The sequence below is a fragment of the Massilia sp. 9I genome (assembly GCF_902506415.1).
Taxonomy (GTDB): domain Bacteria; phylum Pseudomonadota; class Gammaproteobacteria; order Burkholderiales; family Burkholderiaceae_D; genus Telluria.
In genome coordinates this window covers 1,256,070-1,277,359 of sequence record NZ_LR733275.1, presented here as the reverse complement: position 1 = coordinate 1,277,359, position 21,290 = coordinate 1,256,070, and the positions used below count along the sequence as shown (strand labels likewise).

Below are 21,290 nucleotides of genomic sequence, written 5' to 3'. Positions count from 1 at the left end.
CAAGATAGCTATGGCAAACAATACGAACGGCGCCCCACCCGAGACTTTCGAAGCTGCGATGGCCGAGCTGGCCCAGCTGGTCTCGCAGATGGAATCCGGCCAGCTTCCCCTTGAAGCGTCGGTGGCAGCCTATGCGCGCGGTTCCGAGCTGGTGAAATACTGCGCGGCCCAGCTGGAAAAGGTCGAGTCCCAGGTCAAGGTACTGGAAGGCGACATGCTCAAACCGTTCTCCGCGGAAGGCGAGGGCGATCAATGACGGAACAGGCCTTCAACGCGTGGATGCAGGACGTGCAGGCGGAGGTCGAGCGCGCGCTCGAGTCCTTCCTGCCGGCGGCCGGCACGGTGCCGCACAAGCTGCACGAAGCCATGCGCTACACCGCCCTTGGCGGCGGCAAGCGGGTGCGCCCGCTGTTGGCCTATGCCAGCGGCGCGCTGTTCGGCGGTGACGCCGGGGCGCTGGCGCGGGTGGCGAGCGCCGTCGAGATGATCCACGTCTATTCGCTGGTGCACGACGACATGCCCTGCATGGACGACGATGATCTGCGCCGCGGCAAACCGACCGTGCACGTCGCCTACGACGAAGCCACCGCGCTGCTGGTCGGCGACGCGCTGCAGGCGCAGGCTTTCGACACCCTCGCCGGGATCGACAGCTTGCCCCCGGCACGCCAGGTCACCATGCTGCGCCTGCTGGCCGAAGCGGCCGGGTCGAGCGGCATGTGCGGCGGCCAGGCGATCGACCTGGACAGCGTCGGCCTGGCGCTGACGCGCGAAGAGCTGGAACGCATGCACCAGCTGAAGACCGGCGCCATGCTGCGCGTCTCGGTGATCCTGGGCGCGCTGTGTGGCAAGGACCTGTCGCCGCTCGAACTGGAAGCCTTGGGCGCCTATTCGAAGGCGATCGGCCTGGCTTTCCAGGTGGTCGACGACGTACTCGATGCGACGGCCGATTCGGCCACGCTGGGCAAGACCGCGGGCAAGGACGCGGCCGACAACAAACCGACCTATGTGTCGATCCTTGGGCTGGAACAATCGGAGGAACTGGCCGAGCAATTGCGGCGTGAAGCGCACGAAGCGCTGGCGCCATTTGGAGAACAAGCACTGCGGCTGCGCGAACTCGCGGACCTCATCGTGCAGCGGAAGGCATAAATGAACCTGCTAGAGACCATCAACGACCCCGCGGACCTGCGCCAGCTCCCCCGCACGCAACTGACCCCGCTCGCCACCGAGTTGCGCCAGTTCCTGCTCGACTCGGTGTCGAAAACCGGCGGCCACCTGTCCTCGAACCTGGGCACGGTCGAACTGACCATCGCGCTGCATTACGTGTTCAACACTCCGCACGACCGCATCGTGTGGGATGTCGGCCACCAGACCTATTCGCACAAGATCCTCACCGGCCGCCGCGGCCGCATGCCGACCCTGCGCCAGCTGAACGGCCTGTCGGGCTTCCCGAAGCGCGACGAGAGCATCTATGACACCTTCGGCACCGCGCACTCGTCGACCTCGATTTCCGCCGCCCTCGGCATGGCGCAAGCCGCCAAGCTGAAAGGCGAAGACCGCCACGCGATCGCCGTGATCGGCGACGGCTCGATGACCGCCGGCATGGCCTTCGAGGCCCTGAACAACGCAGGCGTGGAAGACGACTGCAACCTGCTGGTGGTCCTGAACGACAACGACATGTCGATCTCGCCGCCGGTGGGCGCGCTGAACCGCTACCTGGCCCGTTTGATGAGCGGCCAGTTCTACGCCGCCGCCAAGAACGTCGGCCGCAGCGTGCTGCCCGGCCCGGTGCTCGACCTGGCGCGTAAACTCGAAGAACACGCCAAGGGCATGGTGGTCCCGGCCACCATGTTCGAAGAATTCGGCTTCAACTATATCGGCCCGATCGACGGCCACGACCTGGATTCCCTGATCCCGACCCTGGAGAACATCAAGAAACTCAAGGGCCCGCAGTTCCTGCACGTGGTGACGAAGAAGGGCCAGGGCTACAAGCTGGCCGAGGCCGAGCCGATCCTGTACCACGGCACCGGCAAGTTCAACCCGACCGAGGGCATCAAGCCGGCCACCGCGCCGAGCAAGATTACCTACACCGAAGTGTTCGGTAACTGGCTGTGCGACATGGCGGCAAGTGACAAGCGCCTGGTCGGCATCACCCCGGCAATGCGCGAAGGCTCGGGCATGGTGCGCTTCCACCAGCAGTACCCGGAGCGCTACTTCGACGTCGGCATCGCCGAGCAGCACTCGGTGACTTTCGCCGCCGGCATCGCGACCGAAGGCCTGAAGCCGGTCCTTGCCATCTACTCGACCTTCCTGCAACGCGGCTACGACCAGCTGATCCACGACGTGGCGCTGCAGAACCTGGACGTGACCTTCGCGCTGGACCGCGCGGGCCTGGTGGGCGCCGACGGCGCCACCCACGCCGGCAACTACGACCTGGCCTACCTGCGCTGCATCCCGAACATGGTCGTCATGGCCGCGTCGGACGAGAACGAATGCCGCCAGATGCTGACCACCGCCTACCACTATCCTGGTCCGGCGGCGGTGCGCTATCCGCGTGGCGCCGGTGTCGGCGCCGCGATCCAGGAAGCACTGACCTCCATCGAGATGGGCAAGGGCGAAGTCCGCCGCGAAGGCAAGGGCATCGCGATCCTGGCCTTCGGTTCGCTGGTGGCGCCAAGCATCGCCGCCGGTGAAGAGCTGAACGCCACGGTCGCCAACATGCGCTTCGTGAAGCCGCTCGACGTGGAACTGGTCAAGCGCCTGGCCAAGGAGCACGACTACCTGGTGACGGTGGAAGAGGGCTGCGTGATGGGCGGCGCCGGTTCAGCAGTAATGGAAGCGCTGGCGGCGGAAGGGATTGCCAAGCCAGTGCTGAACCTGGGGCTGCCGGACAAGTTCATCGACCAGGGGGATCCGGGGGCGCTGCTGGCTTCCGTCGGGCTGGACGCGAAAGGGATTGCGGCGTCGATTCGTCAGCGTTTTGCTGCGGGTGAGCCGAGGTTGGTGGTCAATAACACCTGAGCGGTACGCAAACAAACTTGGGCGGAACAATGCCAGTGGCATTGTTCCGGCCTTCGCCGGAAGTCGTAGGCCCCAGTGGGGCGTACGACGGTTTTACGGCCAACACACGTAAAAACGTCATCCCGGCGAAGGCCGGGATCCAAGTTCCACACCGAAGTCCTAAACAGCCAAGTCACCCCGGCTGTCCATACAACGCCTCCGCCCTCTGGAACAAAATCCAGGAGGTCGCAATGTACTTGTCCCCACTGCGCGACACATGCCCCTTGTGGGTATGCGTGAACCCGGCAGGCGCAATAATCAGACGCCCCTTGCGGGCCTCCACTTTGCGGTTCTGATACAGGAACTCCGTCTCCCCGCCATCCTCCACATCGTTCAGGTAGAACTGCCACAGCAGCACCCGGTGCAGCGTTTCGCAGCTCGCGTTTTGCGGGTAGATCTCGGAATGCCAGTGGTGGTAGCCGCCCGTCCCCTGCAGGTACTTCTGCAGGTTGATGTGGCCGACCCGGTAGATCGACTGCATCAGCGCCACGACGTTCGGCGTGCCGAATTCGTCGAAGTTCGACAGCGACAGCGTCACCGGCTCCCCGGTGTCGGGATGCGCCACCTGTGGCGACAGCGCGCCGATTAGCAGCATGCGGTATTTGTCCATGTACTGCGCGAGGTGCTTCGCCATGGTCTGGGTGAGCAGGGCGCCGACGTCGTCCCACTCGGGCTGGCCGTTGATGGTCAGGTCGAAGCTGTCCTTCTTGCTGACGTCCACCCCGTTGCCGGTGCGGCCGCGCGCCACCTTGCCGCTGGCGTCGAAGCGCGCGCGGATCGCATCGCACTGCTCGGCGCTGAGCGCGTCGTCGTAGATGCCGATGAAGTCTTCCATGCGCTTAGCCCCGCTTGCGCTCGTGCTGCCACAACACGTCGCTGCCGCCGGCGAAGCGGTTCAGTACGCGCGCCAGAACGAACATCAGGTCCGACAGGCGGTTCACATACTCGCGCGGATGCGGGCGGATTTCCTCGGCATGCCCCAGCGCGACGATGCTGCGCTCGGCGCGGCGGCAGACGGTGCGGCAGACATGGGCCAGCGACGCGGCGCGCGAGCCGGCCGGCAGGATGAATTCCTTCAGCATCGGCAGGTCGGCGTTGTACTTTGCGAGCAGGGCATCCAGGCGTGCCACGTGCTCGTCCTTGATCAGCTCATATCCCGGGATGCACAGTTCGCCGCCGAGGTCGAACAGGTCGTGCTGGATCGAGACCAGCTCTTCGCGCAGGTCGCCAGGCATCTCTTCGCACAGCAGCAGGCCGACGAAGGAATTCAGCTCGTCGACTTCGCCCAGCGAGTGGATGCGCGGGCTGTCCTTGGCGGTGCGGCTGCCATCGCCCAGGCCGGTGGTCCCGTCGTCGCCCGTGCGCGTGGAGATTTTGGATAGTCGGTTGCCCATGATGCTGCCTTATGCAATATGTTAAAAAAACGATAGGGCGAGGATACGCCAAAACACGACAATTGTGCCTACAATTCAAGAATGACCGCTACCACGTCCGCCATCATTGAAAACCTCGCCGGACGGCGCGCGCAGGTCGTTGCCGCACTGCGCACGCGCCTGCCGGAAAACGTCGTCCTGTCCGATCCGGAAGACACGCGTCCTTATGAATGCGACGGCCTGGCCGCCTACCGCCAGCTGCCCATGGTGGTCACCCTGCCCACCAGCGAAGAGCAGGTATTGCAGATCCTGAACACCTGCCGGGAGCTCGGCGTGCCGATCGTGCCGCGCGGCGCCGGCACCGGCCTGTCGGGCGGGGCGCTGCCGATCGCCGACGGCGTGGTTGTCTCGACCGCACGCCTCAACCGCATCGTGCGCGTGGACGCTTACTCCCGCACCGCCGTGGTCCAGCCGGGCGTCCGGAATCTTGCCATCTCCGAGGCGGCAAGCCAGTACGGCCTGTACTACGCGCCCGATCCGTCTTCGCAGATCGCCTGCACCATCGGCGGCAACGTGGCCGAGAATTCCGGCGGCGTGCACTGCCTGAAGTACGGCCTGACGGTGCACAACGTGCTGCGCGTGCGCGTGGCCACCATCGAAGGCGAGATCATCGAACTGGGCAGCGAGGCGCTCGATGCGCCGGGCCTCGACCTGCTGGCCGTGTTCATCGGCTCGGAAGGCATGCTGGGCATCGTCACCGAAGTGACGGTCAAGCTGGTGCCCAAGCCCGCGGTGGCCCAGGTCGTGATGGCTTCTTTTGGTGACGTCATCACCGCCGGTAACGCCGTGGCGAGCATCATCGCCGCCGGCATCATCCCGGCCGGCCTGGAGATGATGGACCGCACCTCGGTGCGTATGGTCGAGCCCTTCGTGCGCGCCGGCTACGACCTCGATGCCGCCGCCATCCTGCTGTGCGAGGCCGACGGCACCGCGCTCGAAGTGGCGGAAGAAATCGAACGCATGAAGGCCGTGTTCGAAGGCGCCGGTGCGACGGCGATTGCCGTGTCGCAGAGCGAGGCCGAGCGCATGCGCTTCTGGTCCGGCCGCAAGAATGCCTTCCCGGCGGCGGGCCGCATCTCGCCCGACTACTACTGCATGGACGGCACCATCCCACGCAAGCAGCTGGCGCGGGTCCTGAAAGGGATCGAGGACATGGAGCAGACCTTCGGCCTGCGCTGCGCCAACGTGTTCCACGCGGGCGACGGCAACATGCATCCCTTGATCCTGTTCGACGCCAACCAGCCGGGCGAATTCGATCGCGCCGAAGCCTTCGGCGCCGCCATCCTGGCGCTATGCGTCGAAGTCGGGGGCACCATCACCGGCGAGCACGGTGTGGGCATGGAGAAGATCAACTCGATGTGCGTGCAGTTCGAGCGCAAGGAGCTCGACGCCTTCCTCGAGGTCAAGCGCGCCTTTGACGCCCCTATGCTACTCAACCCGGACAAGGCGATCCCGACGCCGCACCGCTGCGCCGAATTCGGCAAGATGCACGTGCATGGCGGCGAGCTGCCGTTCCCCGACCTTCCGCGGTTTTAATCCATGCAATCGATCGAACAATTCCAGGAACGGGTGCGCGCGGCCGCAGCCGACAAGCAGCCGCTACGCATTCGCGGCGGCGGCACCAAGGACTGGTATGGCCAAGGCTTCGAGGGCGAGATTCTCGACACGCGCGGCTACACCGGCGTGGTCGATTACGAGCCGACCGAGCTGGTGATCACGGCGCGCTGCGGCACGCCGCTCGCCGAGATTGAAGCGATACTCGCCGACCGTAACCAGATGCTGGCCTTCGAGCCGCCGCACTTCGGTGAAGGAGCTACGCTGGGTGGGGTGATCGCCGCCGGCCTGGCCGGACCGCGCCGCGCCAACAGCGGCGGCGTGCGCGACTTCGTGCTGGGCGCGAAGCTGCTGGACGGGAAGGGCGACGTGCTCACCTTTGGCGGCCAGGTGATGAAGAACGTGGCCGGCTACGACGTCTCGCGCATGCTGGCCGGCTCGCTCGGCACCCTCGGCCTGCTGCTGGAAGTGTCGGTCAAGGTCTTGCCGCGTCCCTTCGCGGAAACCACGCTGCGCCTGGAGATGTCCGAAATCGATGCGATCCGCCGGCTGAACGAGTGGGGCGGCCAGCCGCTGCCGCTGTCCGCCAGCTGCTGGCACGAGGGCATCCTGCTGCTGCGCCTGTCGGGCGCCCAGGCGGCGGTCGATGCGGCCGTGCGCCTGATCGGCGGCGAGGTCGTCGAGAGTGCCGCCGGCTACTGGGAAGCGCTGCGCGAACAACGCCTGCCGTTCTTCGGTGGCGACGATGCGCTGTGGCGCCTCTCGGTCCCGTCCACCACCGGCGCCATCGTCCTGGGCGGCGCGCAACTGGTCGAGTGGGGCGGCGCCCAGCGCTGGCTGCGCACCGGGCTCGATGCCGCCACGATCCGCCGCACGGTATCAAGCGTGGGAGGCCATGCGACCCTGTTCCGCGGCGGCGATAAATCCGCCGGCGTGTTCGAGCCGCTCCAGCCCGCCCTCGCACGCATCCATGAACGCCTGAAGGCTTCCTTCGATCCGGCGCACATCTTTAACCCGGGACGACTGTTCTGACATGCAAACCAACCTGGCCGATTTCATCAAGGACACCGCCGACGGCAAGGAGGCGGAAGCCATCCTGCGCGCCTGCGTGCACTGCGGCTTCTGCACCGCCACCTGCCCGACCTACCAGCTGCTGGGCGACGAGCTCGATGGCCCACGCGGCCGCATCTACCTGATCAAGCAGGTGCTGGAAGGCGCCGAGCCGACCCGCAAGACCCAGCTGCACCTGGACCGCTGCCTTACCTGCCGCAACTGCGAGACCACCTGCCCGTCGGGCGTCAAGTATGGCCGCCTGGTCGACATCGGCCGCCGCGTGGTCGAGGAGCGCGTGCCGCGCCCCCTCAAGGACCGCATCAAACGCACCACCCTGAAGGAGTTCCTGCCGCGCACTGCGCTCTTCAAGCCGGCGTTCATGGCAGGGCAGCTGGCGCGTCCCGTACTGTCGAAGGAACTGCAGGACAAGCTGCAGCCGGCGCGCGCCGCCGGCGCCTGGCCCACGCGCACCCATGCGCGCAAGATGCTGGTGCTGGACGGCTGCGTGCAGCCGGCGATGGCGCCCAACATCAACGCCGCCACGGCGCGCGTGCTCGACGCCGTCGGCGTGCAGCTGATCAATGCGCCGAAGGCTGGCTGCTGCGGCGCGGTGCGTTACCACCTGAACGACCAGCAGGCCGGTCTCGACGACATGCGCCGCAACATCGACGCCTGGTGGCCCTACGTGGAGCGGGAAGAGATCGAAGCGATCGTCATGACGGCTTCCGGCTGCGGCGTCACGGTCAAGGAATACGGCCACCTGCTGGCGCATGACGAGGCCTATGCCGCCAAGGCTGGCCGCATTGCGATGCTCACGCGCGACCTGTCCGAGATCCTGCCGGAGTTCGAGGAACAGCTGGCCGCCAGGCTGAAAGGGAAGATCGACCAGCGGGTCGCCTACCATCCACCCTGCACCCTGCAGCACGGCCAGCAGATCCGCGGCAAGGTCGAGGGCATGCTGCGCGCCGTGGGCGTGGACGTGCAGCTGTGCGCCGACAGCCACCTGTGCTGCGGTTCGGCGGGGACCTACTCGGTACTGCATCCGGAGATCGCGCATGAACTGCGCGACCGCAAGCTGGCCAACCTGGAAGCGACGAGACCAAGCGAAATCGTCTCGGCCAACATCGGTTGCATGAGCCACCTGCAGTCGGGCACGGAAACCCCCGTGACGCACTGGATCGAACTGATCGACCGCGCACTGGCGTGAAGCGGACTCCGTGCAAGGCGTGCTAGCATCGCTCCTCGCTTAATTGAGGAACGATCTTGAGTTTCATTTTCCAGCTCATCCGTGAAGACGAGGGCATGCCGCCCGCCGTCGTCTTCGAGGATTCCACCACGCCCGGCCTGGTCCCTGTATGGGAAGCCGTCGGCGTCTATGACGCGCTCTACAACAGCGACGGCAAGCTCGCGCGCGATGTCTCGCGCGCCATCGCCTATGGGCTCGACCGCGTCACCGAGGATGCGTCACTGGCCCCGTTAATGCCGCCCGGCGTCTCGCAAACGGAAGCCATCCGCTTCCTCGACAGCGTGAATCGTGGCTGCACCACCCACGGCGCGGCCTGGATCCAGACCCGCTGATTCTTGCAATTTCCGTGCGTTGGTAGTCGAGTTACAACTTTTTGTCTTACTATGTGAAGCTCAGCCGTAAGTGGAGTAGTTTTCCTACGGACTCGCACGTAAAGACAAGGAGACGCCATGCACTTCCCACGCTTCGCCGCAACCATCGCGGCATCCTGCATGCTCGCGCTGCCCGCATGGGCGCAACAGCTCATCGCCAGCGCCGCTTCGCCCGGCAATGTGCTCAGCGTGGAAGTGCAGGTGGACGGCATGGGCAAGCTCGCCTATGGCGTCAAGCGCAAGGGCAAGGACATCATCGCCCCATCTCGCCTCGGCTTCAACCTGGCCAATGCGATGAAGCTCGACGGCGGTTTCAGCCTGCGCTGGCAGGCGGTGAGCGAGCATGACAGCACCTGGGAGCAGCCTTGGGGTGAGCGCCAGTTCGTGCGCAACCACTACCGCGAACTGCGCGTCGACCTCGAACAGAAGAACCGCGCCGGGCGCCAGATCACGGTCGTGTTCCGCATCTACGACGATGGCGTCGGCTTCCGCTACGAATTCCCGGCGCAGAAGCAGCTGCCTACTACCGAGATCACGGACGAACTGACCGAATTCACGGTGGCCCAGCCGGCCACCGCCTGGTGGATCCCGGCGAGCGAACTGCCGGGCCTCGAGGAAGAAATCCGCAAGGCGCCGCTGAAGGAAATCGGCATCGCCAACACGCCGCTGACCCTGCGCCTGGACGACGGCACCCACATCGCCTTCCACGAAGCGGCGCTGGTCGACTACGCCACCATGTGGCTGCGCAAGGTCGACGGCCAGAAGCTGCGCGCGATGCTGGCGCCGTCGCCGAGCGGCCCGGCGGTGGTGCGCAAGGGCGCCTTCACGACGCCATGGCGCACCATGCAGATCGCGGACGACGCGGCCGGCCTATACATGTCGGACCTGGTGCTCAACCTGAACGAGCCGAACAAGCTGGGCGACGTGTCCTGGGTGAAGCCTTCGAAGTTCGTCGGCGTCTGGTGGCAGATGCACCTGAACAGCGGCACCTGGAACGCGGGCCCGAAGCATGCGGCGACCACCGCCAACACGAAGAAATACATCGACTTCGCGGCGCAGAACGGCATGCGCGGCGTGCTGGTCGAAGGCTGGAACAAGGGCTGGGAAAGCGACTGGGGCCACGGCGGCGCCGACTTCAGCTTCACCCAGCCGTATCCCGATTTCGACCTGCCCGGCCTGGCCGCGTATGCGAAATCGAAGGGCGTGCGCCTGATCGGCCACCACGAGACCGGCGCCAACATCGTCGCCTACGAAAAGCAGATGGACGCCGCCTACCGCCTGTATGCGAAGCTGGGCGTGGACAGCATCAAGTCGGGTTATGTGCACGAGGCGGGAACCGCGCTGTTTACGGGCCGCGACGGCAAGCCGCGCTACGGCCACTACGATTCCCAGGAAGGCGTGCGCCACTTCGTCAAGGCCGTCACCGAAGCGGCCAAATACAAGCTGTCGATCGACACCCACGAACCGGTGAAGGACACGGGACTGCGCCGCACCTACCCGAACTGGCTCACGCGCGAAGGCGCGCGCGGCGTCGAGTACAACGCCTGGGGCAACCCGCCCAACAGCGTGGACCACGAGGCCAAGCTGGTGTTCACGCGCATGCTCAGCGGCCCGATGGACTACACGCCGGGCGTGTTGAGCCTGGTGGGTGCGGACGGCAAGACCTTCAATTCGACCCAGGCCAAGCAGCTGGCCAACTACGTCGTCATCTATTCGCCGATCCAGATGGCGGCCGATCTGCCGGAAAATTACGAGAAGTACCCGGCCGCCTTCAAGTTCATCCGCGACGTGCCGACCGACTGGGCCGACACCCGCGTGCTGAACGGCGCGGTCGGCAACTACGTGACCATCGCGCGCAAGGACCGCGCGAGCCAGGATTGGTACGTGGGCGCCGTCACCGATGCGCAAGGCCGTAGCTTGCCGCTGCCGCTCGACTTCCTCGACAAGGGCAAGCGCTACACCGCCGAGATCTACCGCGACGGCGACCAGGCCGACTACCGCACGGCGCGCCGCTTCGACCTTGTCACGGAGACGAAGACCGTCACCGCGGCGGACACCCTGCAACTGCGCCTCGCACCCGGCGGCGGCCAGGCGATCCGCCTGACGCCACAGAAGTAGAGCTTAGAGCGCCAGCAGCTTCTCGATGTCGCCGGCGATTTCCTCCGGCGCCGTCTGCGGCGCGTAGCGTTTGGCCACTTCGCCATCGCGCGCCACCAGGAACTTGGTGAAGTTCCACTTGATGGCTTCGGTCCCGAGCACGCCCGGCTTCTCGCCCTTGAGGTGCTTGAACAGCGGATGGGCGTCGTCGCCGTTGACCTCGACCTTGGCGAACATCGGGAAGCTGACGCCATAGTTCTTCTCGCAGAAGGCGCCGATCTCGGCTTCCGTGCCCGGTTCCTGCTTGCCGAACTGGTTGCAGGGGAAGCCCATCACCACCAGTCCGCGCTCACCGTACTGGCGGTGCAGCTCTTCCAATCCCTTGTACTGCGGCGTGAAGCCGCAGGCGCTGGCGGTGTTCACGATCAGGAGAAGCTTGCCGCGGTACTGCGCCAGGTCTACCGGCTGGCCGTCGAGCGCGGTCGCGCTGAAATCGAAGACGTTCATGTTCTTATCCCTTCGTCTGAAAACCGAAAGTGTAAGTCATACCCGAACACCACGTATGCATGAGTTAATCGCTCAAGACGATGCTTGTTATCTTTTGTTACAAACATTAAGAAGTTGGCATGAGACAATCGCGATCGCCCTTACAGTCGACTCTCTTCATGCATACCCATCATCGCGCCGCAGCTTCCCGTCATCCCCGCCGTTCCCTGATCGCCCACCTCGTCGCGGGCACGCTGCTAGCGCCGTTCGCAGCCAGTGCGCAGCAGGCGCCGGCAGTGCAGGAACAGCCGAAGCCTGCCGCTGCCCAGCCGGTGCCGGCGGCGCCCACGACCAGCGCACAGGCGCCTGCCCAGGCCCCGGCCGTTGAAGCCACCGTGACGGTCACCGCGACCAAAACCCAGAACCGCATCGACCGCCAGACCTATGATGTCAAGGCCGATCCGGCGACCTCGAACGACAGCGTGGCCGACACCCTGAACAAGGTGCCCTCGGTTGCCGTTGACGGCGACGGCAACGTGACGCTGCGCGGCCGACAGAACGTGCAGATCCTGGTGGACGGCAAGCCGTCGGCGATGATGCAGGGCGAGAACCGGGCCGCCGCGATCGCCGCACTGCCGGCCGCCGACCTTGATTCCGTGGAAGTCATCAATAACCCTGGCGCGCAATTCGGCAACGAAGGCGGTGGGGGCCCGATCATCAACCTCGTGATGCGGCGCGAACGCAGCCCGGGCGGCTTCGGCGTCCTGAACGCCAATGTCGGCACCGAGGGCCGCTACAACACTTCCGGCTTCGGCAGCTATACGAGCGGCCGCTACTCGGTACAGGGCGCGGTGTTCCGGCGCCAGGACAAGCGGGAGAATAGCGGCGAGACCCGGCGCGAGCGCATCGACCCGGTCACCGGCGCGATTGCGCGCTCCGGCCAGGTGACGGAAGGCGTCAACCGCATGGAAGCCACCGGCTTCAACGCCGGCATGACCTACAACTGGGGCGACAAGGACGTGGTGGGGGCCACCGCCAGCTTCTCCCAGACCGACAACGAGAGCCAGAGCTTGCAGAGCTACCGCAGCACCACGGCTGCAGGTGTCATCGACAGCGAGTACCTGCGCCGCGGCCTGACCGATGCGAAGAACCGCAATTACAGTCTCGGCGCGCGCCTGGACCACAAGGGCAATGCGCCGGGCGAGGTGTTCAAGATGGACCTGCGCCTGTCGGGCGCCGACGGCGACCGCGGGACGCGCAACACCAACACCTATACCGTGCGTTCGCCGGCTGCCGGCGCAGCCGACACCCGCCAGGCTTACCTGACCGACACCCGCATCGCCGACTTTACCGGCGACTACGAGCTGCCAGGCGAGCGTGGCGTGTTCAAGGCGGGCTACAAGGTTGCGCGCAATAGCAATGTCTTCGACAATGCCTACTTCGACATCAACGGCAGCAACGGCGTGGAAAGCGTCAATCGCAACCGTACCAACCGCTTCGAGCTGGACGACACCACCTATGCGGTGTACGGCACCTACCAGTGGCGCGTCGACGAGAAGTGGGGCGTGCTGGGCGGCCTGCGCGCGGAGTATGCGGACCTCGACATGAATCAGGTCACCACGGGCCAGCGCATCAGCAACCATTACTTCGACATGATCCCGAGCGCCTTTGTCACTTACGGCCTGTCGGACGACACCACGCTGCGCCTGAGCTACGCGCGCCGCATCCGGCGTCCGGGCGCCGGCGAACTGAATCCCTTCGTGGTCTACGGCGACGAGCTCAATATCTCCTCGGGTAACCCGAACCTGCAGCCGGCCAATACCGATTCGCTCGAGCTCGGGGTCGAGACGAAGCTGGGCAAGGTCGACACCAACGTGCGCCTGTACGCGCGCCACGACTCCGACCTGATCCAGGAACGCCGTTTCGTGCTGGCCAACGACGTGCTCCTGACCACGCGTGAAAACGCCGGCAGCGCCCGTTCCGGCGGCATCGAGTTCAACTTCAGTGGCCGCGCGACCGACAAGCTGAGTATCAATGTCAACGGCAACGTCGGCTATTCGGAACAGGACGTGCTGGGCAGCCTGAACGCCGACAAGCGCAGCGCCACCTCGATCAGCGGCCGCGCGCGCATCGCTTACCAGATGGACCGCGAGAACAGCTTCACCTTGATGCTTAACGCGCAGGGCAAGACCTTGTTCGGCGAGGGCTACCGCCAGCCGGTGCGCACGGCCGACTTCAACTACCGCCGCACGCTGACCCCGGCGCTGAGCCTGGTCGTGAACATCAACGACCTGTTCGATTCGCAGAAGACCGAGACCATTACCGAGACCGACCGCCTGCGCGAGTACAGCCTGCGGCGCGGCAGCGGTCGCATGGCCTACGTCGGCCTGTCCTACCGCTTCGGCAGCTTTGGCAACGCCGGGGGGAACCGCCGCCCGATGTTCATGGGTCCTGGCGGCCCTGGTGGTCCGGGAGCGGGCGGTCCGGTCTTCATCGGCCCGGGCCGCTAGAGCAGGGCGCCAGACAGGGATGTGCTGGCGCGGCTGGACAGGTATGCTGTCCGGCCACGCCATCGCATTTTTTATTTATGTCCCGCCAGATCCACACTTTCAGCGGTGAGGCGCCCGAGCGCGCCCACATCGAATCCCTCCTTGCGGCCGGCAGCCTGCTCGTGTTCGAGGACTGCGAGCTCTCCGGCGTCGACCTGTCGCGGCTCGACTTGCAGGACTGCGTGTTCCAGTCCTGCGTCCTATCCGAGACCTCGTTCTACGCGGCGAAGCTGGGGCGCACGCGCTGGCAGCGCTGCCGCGCCGCGCATGCCGATTTCGAGTCGGCCGACCTGGTCGATGCCTCCTTCCAGTCCTGTGACCTGAACAACAGCGGCTGGCGCCGCGCGCGCCTGGCATCAAGCGCGTTCAGGGGCTGCAAGCTGACGGGCGCGCAGTTCGAAGAGACCGGGCACCTCGCGCTCACGTTCGAGGACACGCTGCTGGTCGGCGCCGACCTGCGCCGCATGTCCTTCCGCAAGGCGAAGCTGGTGGGGCTGGATTTCGCCGGCGCGGACCTGTCGGGCTGCGACTTCCGCGAAGCGGTGTTCGAAGGAGGGAGCCTGCGCGATGCCCACATCAAGGACACCCGTTTCGAGGGCGCCGACCTGCGCGAGGCCGACCTGGGTGGCTTGAAATTGGCGAATGCGAAGCAGTTTCTTGGAGCGACCATCTCGGCGCGCCAGGCGGCCGAGATAGTGCGGGCGATGGGATTGAACGTGGCCTGACGGCGCTTACTTGAAGTCGGGCCTGAAGGGCACTTTCGGCGGCGTGCACTGGTCGACCGGGGTTGGCTTCAGCTTGTCCTTTTCACGCAGGTAGCATTCATCGAACACCGAGCAGTAACAGGCCGTCGTGTTGATGTCGCCCATGCTGCGATGGAGCGCGTCGAACACTGGATTCGGGGTGGCGGGCTCGTTTGCGGCAAACATCGACATCATGTCGCCCGGACGCACCAGGGAGCCGACCACGTTGCCGCGCCGGTTCATCGCGACGTCCGCGCTCCCGTCGATCGTGCAGCATGCGGCCAGCAGCGCGCTCAGGTCGGCCATGGGTTTCCCTTTGTAATGAAGCTGTACCCATTCGATGCGGGCCGGGCCGATCCCGCTATTGACCAGCAGATATTCCACGCGCTTGCGCGAATGTTCGCTACCAGGCTCCTTGTCGATGCTGCTCATGTTGCGCATCATTTCCAGGTAGGGAAAGCTGTTGGCGGCCACCAGCTTCTCCATTTCGTGCGCCGAGTGCAGGCCCAGCCAGAGCGAGACCAAGGATACGATGCCGGCGGCTACGCCGAGCGAAATGTCGAGCCAGCGCAGGCCAGTGCCGTGAGGATGATGGTGATGGTGACTTTCGTGTTCCAAAGCTGCTCCGAAGCGTTGTCAAAGATTGAATTTTAGCAATCAACGACACGGGAGCAGGAGGGCGACGGGAAATAATGCGGCAGGCATATCGGCGAGCTTGCGCCACATGCGGAAGCACGCGGCGCCTGTGTCTTACAGGATTAGAAGGTTTCCCACTCTTCGTCGCGCACGGTGGTCGAACGCACAGCCGCACGCGCCGCCTGCGCTTTGGCCGGCGCTGCCAGGCGGGTCGCCGGCGCGCTGCGTGCGATAGGCGCCACGGAGCTGCGCGCCACCTCAGCCCGGGCATCGAGCTTGAATACCGACACCAGTTGGGCCAGCTTGCCGGCCTGGTCCTGCAGGGATTCAGCGGCTGCCGCCGCTTCCTCGACCAGCGAGGCGTTCTGCTGGGTCACCTGGTCCATCTGGCTGATCGCCTGGTTGATCTGCTCGATGCCCGAGGTCTGCTCCACGCTGGCCGAGCTGATCTCGCCCATGATGTCGGTGACGCGGCGTACGCTTGTGACGATTTCGTCCATCGTAGCGCCCGCGTTGTCGACCAGCTTGGCGCCGGCATCCACCTTGGACACCGAATCGTCGATCAGGCCCTTGATTTCCTTGGCCGCCGAGGCCGAGCGCTGGGCCAGGGTGCGCACTTCCGACGCCACGACCGCAAAGCCGCGGCCCTGTTCGCCGGCACGGGCCGCTTCGACGGCGGCGTTCAGCGCCAGGATGTTGGTCTGGAAGGCGATACTGTCGATGACGCCGATGATGTCAACGATCTTTTTGGATGATTCATTGATGGACGCCATCGTGTCGACCACCTGCGAGACCACCTGACCGCCACGTTCCGCTACTTCCGAAGCAGTAGCCGCCATGCCATTCGCCTGGCGTGCGTTGTCGGCGTTCTGCTGGACCGTCGAAGTGAGTTCTTCCATCGACGACGCGGTTTCTTCCAGCGAACTGGCCTGTTCCTCGGTGCGCGAGGACAAATCCATATTCCCAGTCGCGATCTGGCCGGAAGCAGAAGCGATGGCATCGGTGCCCTTGCGTACTTCACCGACGATCTGTGCGAGGCTGTCGCGCATGGTCTTCATGGCATATACCAGGCTGCTCTTGTCGCCGTTCTTCACCACCACGTCCACTGCCAGGTCGCCCGCCGCGATGCGCGTGGCGATGTCGCTGGCGTAAGCGGGCTCGCCGCCAAGCTGTCGGGTCAGGCTGCGAGTGAGCAATACGCCCAGGCCGATGCCGAATGCGGCGCTGCCGACAACCAGCATCAGCATCATGGTGCGGCTGGACTGATAGGAGTCAGCGGCCTCGGCCACGGCGCGCGTGGCGTTGTCCTCTTTCACCTGACCGAGTGCAAACATGTGCTGGTCCGCGACGATGGAGGCGGGCGCGACCGTATTGAACAGATAATCGACCGACGCGCGGCTTTCCTGCAGGGCGTCCGCCTGGACCAGTTTCAAGGCTTGCGCAACGCGCGACTGGTATTCGCGCACGCCGGCGTCCAGCTCCCCAAAGAGGCGCTTGCCTTTCTCGGTCCAGAACAAGGGCCTCGCCTTGTCGAGGTTCTCCTGCAGATGCTTGCTTGCGAGTTCGACCTTGGCCAATGCCGTCTGGCGATCCTTGTCGTTCGACGCCAGCATCACATTTCGCAGCATGCGTCCGACGTCGACCAAGTTGACGTTTGCCTGCTTCACGTACGACAGGCCGAGCAGCTCCTTCGCGTAAAGGGTGTTGGTGCGTTCATTCATCTTCGACATATTGAAGATACCGACCGCAGCCACAGCCGCACCTAATAGAGTCAGTGCCAGGAAGGCCGCGATCAGGCGGGTCCCGACTTTCATTTGTTTGAACATGGGTTTCCGGTTGAAGAAAAGTAGACAGGTAAAGACACCAACACGATATCAACACGGCTCAATAGTTCCAATTAGAAATAATTGTAACCACCGGTCAACTGTGGGCTTGATTTCTGTTTTTTTACCTAAACTGCGTTAATTCACGCGATTTGACGTTGAACTGATGAAGTTCAGGTGGTCAGACCAATTTGATGCGCCCAGGCGTCGTGTGAGTTGTGTACAACACGTATTGTCACAATTTCACGGGCATTGCCGTGCCCCGCGTAGCGCGGCCAAAAGAAAAGGGCGCTTGCTGCGCCCCTGTACGCTTACCGGCTCGTATCAGACAATGCCAAGGTGATCCATCCCTGCCGAGAAATCGCGGTTCTTCGCGTGCTTGGAATTGAGCTTGATGTTCAGGCGCAGGTCGTTCACCGAATCGGCATTGCGCAGCGCATCCTCGTAGCTGATCTTGTCCGCCTCGTACAGGTCGAACAGGGCCTGGTCGAAGGTTTGCATGCCCAGCTCGCGCGACTTCTTCATGATCTCCTTGATCTCGTGGACGTCGCCCTTGAAGATCAGGTCCGAGATCAGCGGGGAATTCAGCAGGATCTCCATCGCCACCACGCGGCCCTTGGCTTCCTTCTTCGGGATCAGGCGCTGCGAGATCAGGCCCTTCATGTTGAGCGACAGGTCCATCAGCAGCTGCTGGCGCCGCTCTTCGGGGAAGAAGTTGATGATGCGATCCAGGGCCTGGTTGGCGCTGTTGGCGTGCAGGGTGGCCAGGCACAGGTGGCCGGTTTCGGCAAACGCGATCGCGTGCTCCATGGTCTCGCGGTCGCGGATCTCGCCGATCTGGATCACGTCCGGCGCCTGGCGCAGCGAATTTTTCAGCGCCGCTTCGAAGCTGTCGGTATCCACGCCCACTTCGCGCTGCGTGATCACGCAGTTGCGGTGCGGGTGCACGAATTCCACGGGGTCTTCGATGGTGATGATGTGGCCGTAGCTGTTCTCGTTGCGGTAGCCGACCATCGCCGCCAGCGTGGTCGATTTACCGGAACCGGTGGCGCCGACCATGATGACCAGGCCGCGCTTGGACATGATCACGTCCTTCAGGGTTTCCGGCAGGTCGAGGTCTTCGAATTTCGGGATGGTAGTGGTGATCACGCGCAGCACCATGCCGACGCAGCCCATCTGCATGAAGGCCGAGACGCGGAAGCGCCCCAGGTCGCCCGGGCTGATCGCGAAGTTCGATTCCTTGGTCAGCTCGAAGCCGGCGGCCTGCTTGTCGTTCATGATGGCGCGCGCCAGGTCGGCCGTGTGCGTGCCGCTCAAGGCCTGGCTCGAGACCGGCGTCATCTTGCCGTCGATCTTGATCGCCGGCGGGAAGCCGGCCGTGATGAACAGGTCCGACCCGCCCTTGCTGGTCATCAGGCGCAGCAGGTCGAACATGAATTTGGATGCCTGGTCGCGTTCCATGCTGGTCCTTAGCCGGGGAAGTTTTCCGGGATTTTTGCGGCGGAGCGGGCTGCGGCGCTGGAGATCACGTTGCGGCGCACCAGATCCGTGAGGTTCTGGTCGAGCGTCTGCATCCCGACGTTGCTGCCGGTCTGGATGCTCGAATACATCTGCGCGATCTTCGCTTCGCGGATCAGGTTGCGGATCGCCGGGGTGCCGATCATGATCTCGTGCGCCGCCACGCGGCCCGAGCCGTCGCGGGTCTTGAGCAGGGTCTGCGAGACGACCGCCTGCAGCGACTCCGACAGCATCGCGCGCACCATCTCTTTTTCCTCCGCCGGGAACACGTCGACGATACGGTCGATGGTCTTGGCGGCGGAAGAAGTGTGCAGGGTGCCGAACACCAGGTGGCCGGTCTCCGCCGCTGACAGCGCCAGGCGGATGGTCTCCAGGTCGCGCAGTTCGCCCACCAGGATGCAGTCCGGGTCTTCGCGCAGCGCCGAGCGCAGTGCGTTATTGAAGGACAGGGTGTGCGGGCCGACTTCGCGCTGGTTGATCAGGCACTTCTTGGAGTCGTGCACGAATTCGATCGGGTCCTCGATGGTGAGGATGTGGCCGTACTCGTTTTCGTTGAGGTGGTTGATCATCGCCGCCAGCGTGGTCGATTTACCCGAGCCGGTGGGGCCGGTCACCAAGACCAGGCCGCGCGGCTTCAGGGCCAGCTCGCTGAAGATCTTCGGCGCGTTCAGTTCTTCCAGCGACAGGATCTTGGACGGAATGGTACGCAGCACCGCGGCCGCGCCGCGCTCCTGGTTGAAGGCGTTGACGCGGAAGCGCGCCAGGCCAGGGATCGCGAACGAAAAGTCGCACTCCAGCACTTCCTCGTACTGCTTGCGCTGGCCGTCGTTCATGATGTCATAGATCATGCCGTGCACGTCCTTGTGCTCCAGCGGCGGCAGGTTGATGCGGCGCACGTCACCGTGCACGCGGATCATCGGCGGCAGGCCGGCCGAGAGGTGCAAGTCCGAAGCCTTGTTCTTAACGGAGAAGGCAAGCAGTTCCGAGATGTCCATTTATAATCCTGTGGTGGGGGCCTCGCAAACCTACTGCGCGTCGAATTTTCGTCCTGCGATGCTCGCCGTACCGGATGTACGGCTGCGCTTCTCAGACGAAACTTCTTCCGCTCGCTAAAGTTTGCGAGGCCCCTTTACGCCGCGTTAGGCCGAAAAATATTTCCTGTAGAAAACCATTATGTCCATAATTGCTGCGAACTTGCAAGCTGTCGAAGCGACAATCGAGCAGGCTTGCGCTGCATCCAACAGGGGCAGGGAAACGGTCCAGTTGCTCGCCGTTTCCAAGACCTTCCCAGCGGAAGCCGTGGTCGAAGCGATGGCTGTGGGCCAGCGCGCCTTCGGCGAGAACTACCTGCAGGAAGCGCTCGACAAGATGCAGGAAGTGGCGCGCCTGCAACCAGGCACAGCCATCAGCTGGCATTTCATCGGCCCGATCCAGAGCAACAAGACCCGTCCCATCGCCGCGAGCTTCGATTGGGTGCATACGGTGGAGCGCCTGAAGATCGCCCAGCGCCTGTCGGAACAGCGTCCGCCCGAACTCGGCCCGCTCGACATTTGCCTGCAGGTGAACATCAGCGGCGAAGCCAGCAAGAGCGGCGCACGCGAGCAAGAGCTGCCCGAGCTGGCGCGCCAGGTGGCGGCCCTGCCGAACCTGCGCCTGCGCGGCCTGATGGCAATTCCCGAACCCACCGACGATGAGGCGCAGCAGCGCGCCGCCTTTGCCCGCCTGCGCACGCTGTTCGACAGCTTGCGCGCGGACGGCCTGGCGCTCGACACCCTGTCGATGGGGATGTCGGGCGACCTTGCCGCGGCGATCGCGGAAGGCGCGACCATCGTACGCATCGGCAGCGCCATTTTCGGCGCCCGCCACTACGAATAAGGAAGCACATGAAGATTGCATTCATCGGCGGCGGCAACATGGCCACGGCCTTGATCGCCGGCCTGGCCGGACAACTCACCGGCGCCGGCAGCCTGCACGTGGTCGACCCGAACACCGAAGCGCTCGAGCGCCTGGCCAGCCAGTATGGCGTGAGCACGGCCGCCACCATCGACGTGCAGGTGGGCGCCGCCGACGTCATCGTGCTGGCGGTGAAGCCACAGCAGATGCGCGAAGTCGCCGCCGCGCTCAAGCCGCTGCTCGGCGCCCAGCCGCTGGTGCTCTCGATCGCGGCCGGCATCCGCATCGCGGATTTGTCGCGCTGGCTGGGCGGCTACACCCGCATCGTGCGCTCGATGCCGAACACGCCGGCCGTGATCGCGATGGGCATCACGGGCATGGTGGCGGGCGCGGAGGTGGACGAAGTCCAGCGCCAGGCCGCCGACAAGGTGATGCGCGCGGTCGGCCAGACCGTGTGGCTCAAGGACGAGGGCCTGATCGACCCGGTGACGGCGGTCTCGGGCAGCGGCCCGGCCTATGTCTTCTACTTCCTGGAAGCGATGCAGCAGGCCGCGCGCGAGATGGGGCTGGATGCGGAGCAGGGCAGGCAGCTGGCGGTGGCCACCTTCACGGGCGCGGCCCAGCTGGCGGCGCAGTCGGGCGATCCCGTCGAGGTGCTGCGCCAGCGCGTGACCTCGAAAGGCGGCACGACGCATGCGGCCATCACCAGCATGGAGGACTCTAGGGTGAAGGAAGCGATTGTCGCCGCCATGAAAGCGGCCGCCGCGCGCGGGCGCGAACTCGGGGACGAACTGGGGAAAGATTCGTAGGGTGGGCGGGTCTCCCGCCCAC

Annotated in this window: 19 protein-coding genes; 12 read left to right on the top strand and 7 right to left on the bottom strand. The window is 64.8% G+C overall.

Annotation, left to right across the window (positions count from 1 at the left end; genetic code table 11):
- Positions 1-10 precede the first annotated feature (10 nt).
- From GV068_RS05805 to dxs, 3 genes are read left to right on the top strand one after another with little or no spacing between them, the layout of a single operon-like run.
- Positions 11-256 (top strand): exodeoxyribonuclease VII small subunit, encoded by a 246-nt coding sequence (locus GV068_RS05805; RefSeq protein ID WP_159696433.1) that lies wholly within the window; start codon positions 11-13, stop codon positions 254-256.
- Positions 253-1,146 carry a polyprenyl synthetase family protein gene (locus GV068_RS05800; protein WP_159696432.1) on the top strand — a complete coding sequence of 298 codons (894 nt, stop codon included), beginning with the start codon at positions 253-255 and terminating at the stop codon, positions 1,144-1,146. Before GV068_RS05805 ends, GV068_RS05800 begins: the two co-directional genes overlap by 4 nt.
- Positions 1,147-3,018: a 1-deoxy-D-xylulose-5-phosphate synthase gene (dxs, locus tag GV068_RS05795; RefSeq protein WP_159696431.1), complete on the top strand. Its 1,872-nt coding sequence runs from the start codon at positions 1,147-1,149 to the stop codon at positions 3,016-3,018.
- A 172-nt stretch (positions 3,019-3,190) separates the two neighbouring features.
- On the opposite strand, the gene GV068_RS05790 is transcribed toward dxs, so the two are convergent.
- Together GV068_RS05790 and GV068_RS05785 are read right to left on the bottom strand one after the other, a co-directional pair.
- Positions 3,191-3,892, bottom strand: a complete 702-nt coding sequence (locus GV068_RS05790) for a 2OG-Fe(II) oxygenase (RefSeq protein ID WP_159696430.1) — start codon at positions 3,890-3,892, stop codon at positions 3,191-3,193.
- A 4-nt stretch (positions 3,893-3,896) separates the two neighbouring features.
- A complete protein-coding gene (locus GV068_RS05785) occupies positions 3,897-4,451 on the bottom strand; it encodes a cob(I)yrinic acid a,c-diamide adenosyltransferase (protein ID WP_159696429.1) in 555 nt (184 codons plus the stop codon).
- A gap of 81 nt (positions 4,452-4,532) precedes the next feature.
- On the opposite strand from GV068_RS05785, the gene GV068_RS05780 reads away from it, so the two are divergent.
- From GV068_RS05780 to GV068_RS05760, 5 genes are all read left to right on the top strand, one after another.
- On the top strand, positions 4,533-6,026 hold the full coding sequence (locus GV068_RS05780) for an FAD-linked oxidase C-terminal domain-containing protein (protein ID WP_159696428.1): 1,494 nt from the start codon (positions 4,533-4,535) through the stop codon (positions 6,024-6,026).
- Between the two features lie 3 nt (positions 6,027-6,029).
- A complete protein-coding gene (gene glcE, locus GV068_RS05775; RefSeq protein ID WP_159696427.1) occupies positions 6,030-7,076 on the top strand; it encodes a glycolate oxidase subunit GlcE in 1,047 nt (348 codons plus the stop codon).
- A gap of 1 nt (position 7,077) precedes the next feature.
- A complete protein-coding gene (glcF, locus tag GV068_RS05770) occupies positions 7,078-8,304 on the top strand; it encodes a glycolate oxidase subunit GlcF (protein ID WP_159696426.1) in 1,227 nt (408 codons plus the stop codon).
- Between the two features lie 56 nt (positions 8,305-8,360).
- Positions 8,361-8,675: a hypothetical protein gene (locus GV068_RS05765; protein ID WP_159696425.1), complete on the top strand. Its 315-nt coding sequence runs from the start codon at positions 8,361-8,363 to the stop codon at positions 8,673-8,675.
- Between the two features lie 117 nt (positions 8,676-8,792).
- The gene (locus GV068_RS05760; RefSeq protein WP_159696424.1) at positions 8,793-10,832 is read left to right on the top strand and encodes a glycoside hydrolase family 97 protein; all 2,040 of its coding nucleotides are present in this window, start codon (positions 8,793-8,795) and stop codon (positions 10,830-10,832) included.
- A gap of 3 nt (positions 10,833-10,835) precedes the next feature.
- On the opposite strand, the gene GV068_RS05755 is transcribed toward GV068_RS05760, so the two are convergent.
- A complete protein-coding gene (locus GV068_RS05755) occupies positions 10,836-11,318 on the bottom strand; it encodes a glutathione peroxidase (protein WP_159696423.1) in 483 nt (160 codons plus the stop codon).
- 158 nt (positions 11,319-11,476) lie between these two features.
- Here GV068_RS05755 and GV068_RS05750 point away from each other — a divergent pair, with 158 nt between their 5' ends.
- Both GV068_RS05750 and GV068_RS05745 read left to right on the top strand, forming a co-directional pair.
- Positions 11,477-13,807: an outer membrane beta-barrel family protein gene (locus tag GV068_RS05750; RefSeq protein WP_159696422.1), complete on the top strand. Its 2,331-nt coding sequence runs from the start codon at positions 11,477-11,479 to the stop codon at positions 13,805-13,807.
- A gap of 77 nt (positions 13,808-13,884) precedes the next feature.
- Positions 13,885-14,571, top strand: a complete 687-nt coding sequence (locus GV068_RS05745; RefSeq protein WP_159696421.1) for a pentapeptide repeat-containing protein — start codon at positions 13,885-13,887, stop codon at positions 14,569-14,571.
- Between the two features lie 6 nt (positions 14,572-14,577).
- Here GV068_RS05745 and GV068_RS05740 read toward each other — a convergent pair whose 3' ends face one another.
- The 4 genes from GV068_RS05740 to GV068_RS05725 all read right to left on the bottom strand — a co-directional run bounded on the left by GV068_RS05740 (position 14,578) and on the right by GV068_RS05725 (position 19,561).
- Positions 14,578-15,207, bottom strand: coding sequence for a hypothetical protein (locus GV068_RS05740; RefSeq protein WP_159696420.1), 630 nt, complete (start codon positions 15,205-15,207; stop codon positions 14,578-14,580).
- A gap of 140 nt (positions 15,208-15,347) precedes the next feature.
- Positions 15,348-17,051: a methyl-accepting chemotaxis protein gene (locus tag GV068_RS25405; RefSeq protein WP_159696419.1), complete on the bottom strand. Its 1,704-nt coding sequence runs from the start codon at positions 17,049-17,051 to the stop codon at positions 15,348-15,350.
- A 321-nt stretch (positions 17,052-17,372) separates the two neighbouring features.
- The gene (locus GV068_RS05730) at positions 17,373-18,509 is read right to left on the bottom strand and encodes a PilT/PilU family type 4a pilus ATPase (protein ID WP_159696418.1); all 1,137 of its coding nucleotides are present in this window, start codon (positions 18,507-18,509) and stop codon (positions 17,373-17,375) included.
- An 8-nt stretch (positions 18,510-18,517) separates the two neighbouring features.
- Positions 18,518-19,561: a type IV pilus twitching motility protein PilT gene (locus GV068_RS05725; RefSeq protein ID WP_159696417.1), complete on the bottom strand. Its 1,044-nt coding sequence runs from the start codon at positions 19,559-19,561 to the stop codon at positions 18,518-18,520.
- A 178-nt stretch (positions 19,562-19,739) separates the two neighbouring features.
- Between GV068_RS05725 and GV068_RS05720 the strand changes: the two genes are divergently transcribed.
- Positions 19,740-20,441: a YggS family pyridoxal phosphate-dependent enzyme gene (locus GV068_RS05720; RefSeq protein WP_159696416.1), complete on the top strand. Its 702-nt coding sequence runs from the start codon at positions 19,740-19,742 to the stop codon at positions 20,439-20,441.
- Between the two features lie 8 nt (positions 20,442-20,449).
- The gene (gene proC, locus GV068_RS05715; RefSeq protein ID WP_159696415.1) at positions 20,450-21,268 is read left to right on the top strand and encodes a pyrroline-5-carboxylate reductase; all 819 of its coding nucleotides are present in this window, start codon (positions 20,450-20,452) and stop codon (positions 21,266-21,268) included.
- Positions 21,269-21,290: the final 22 nt, after the last annotated feature.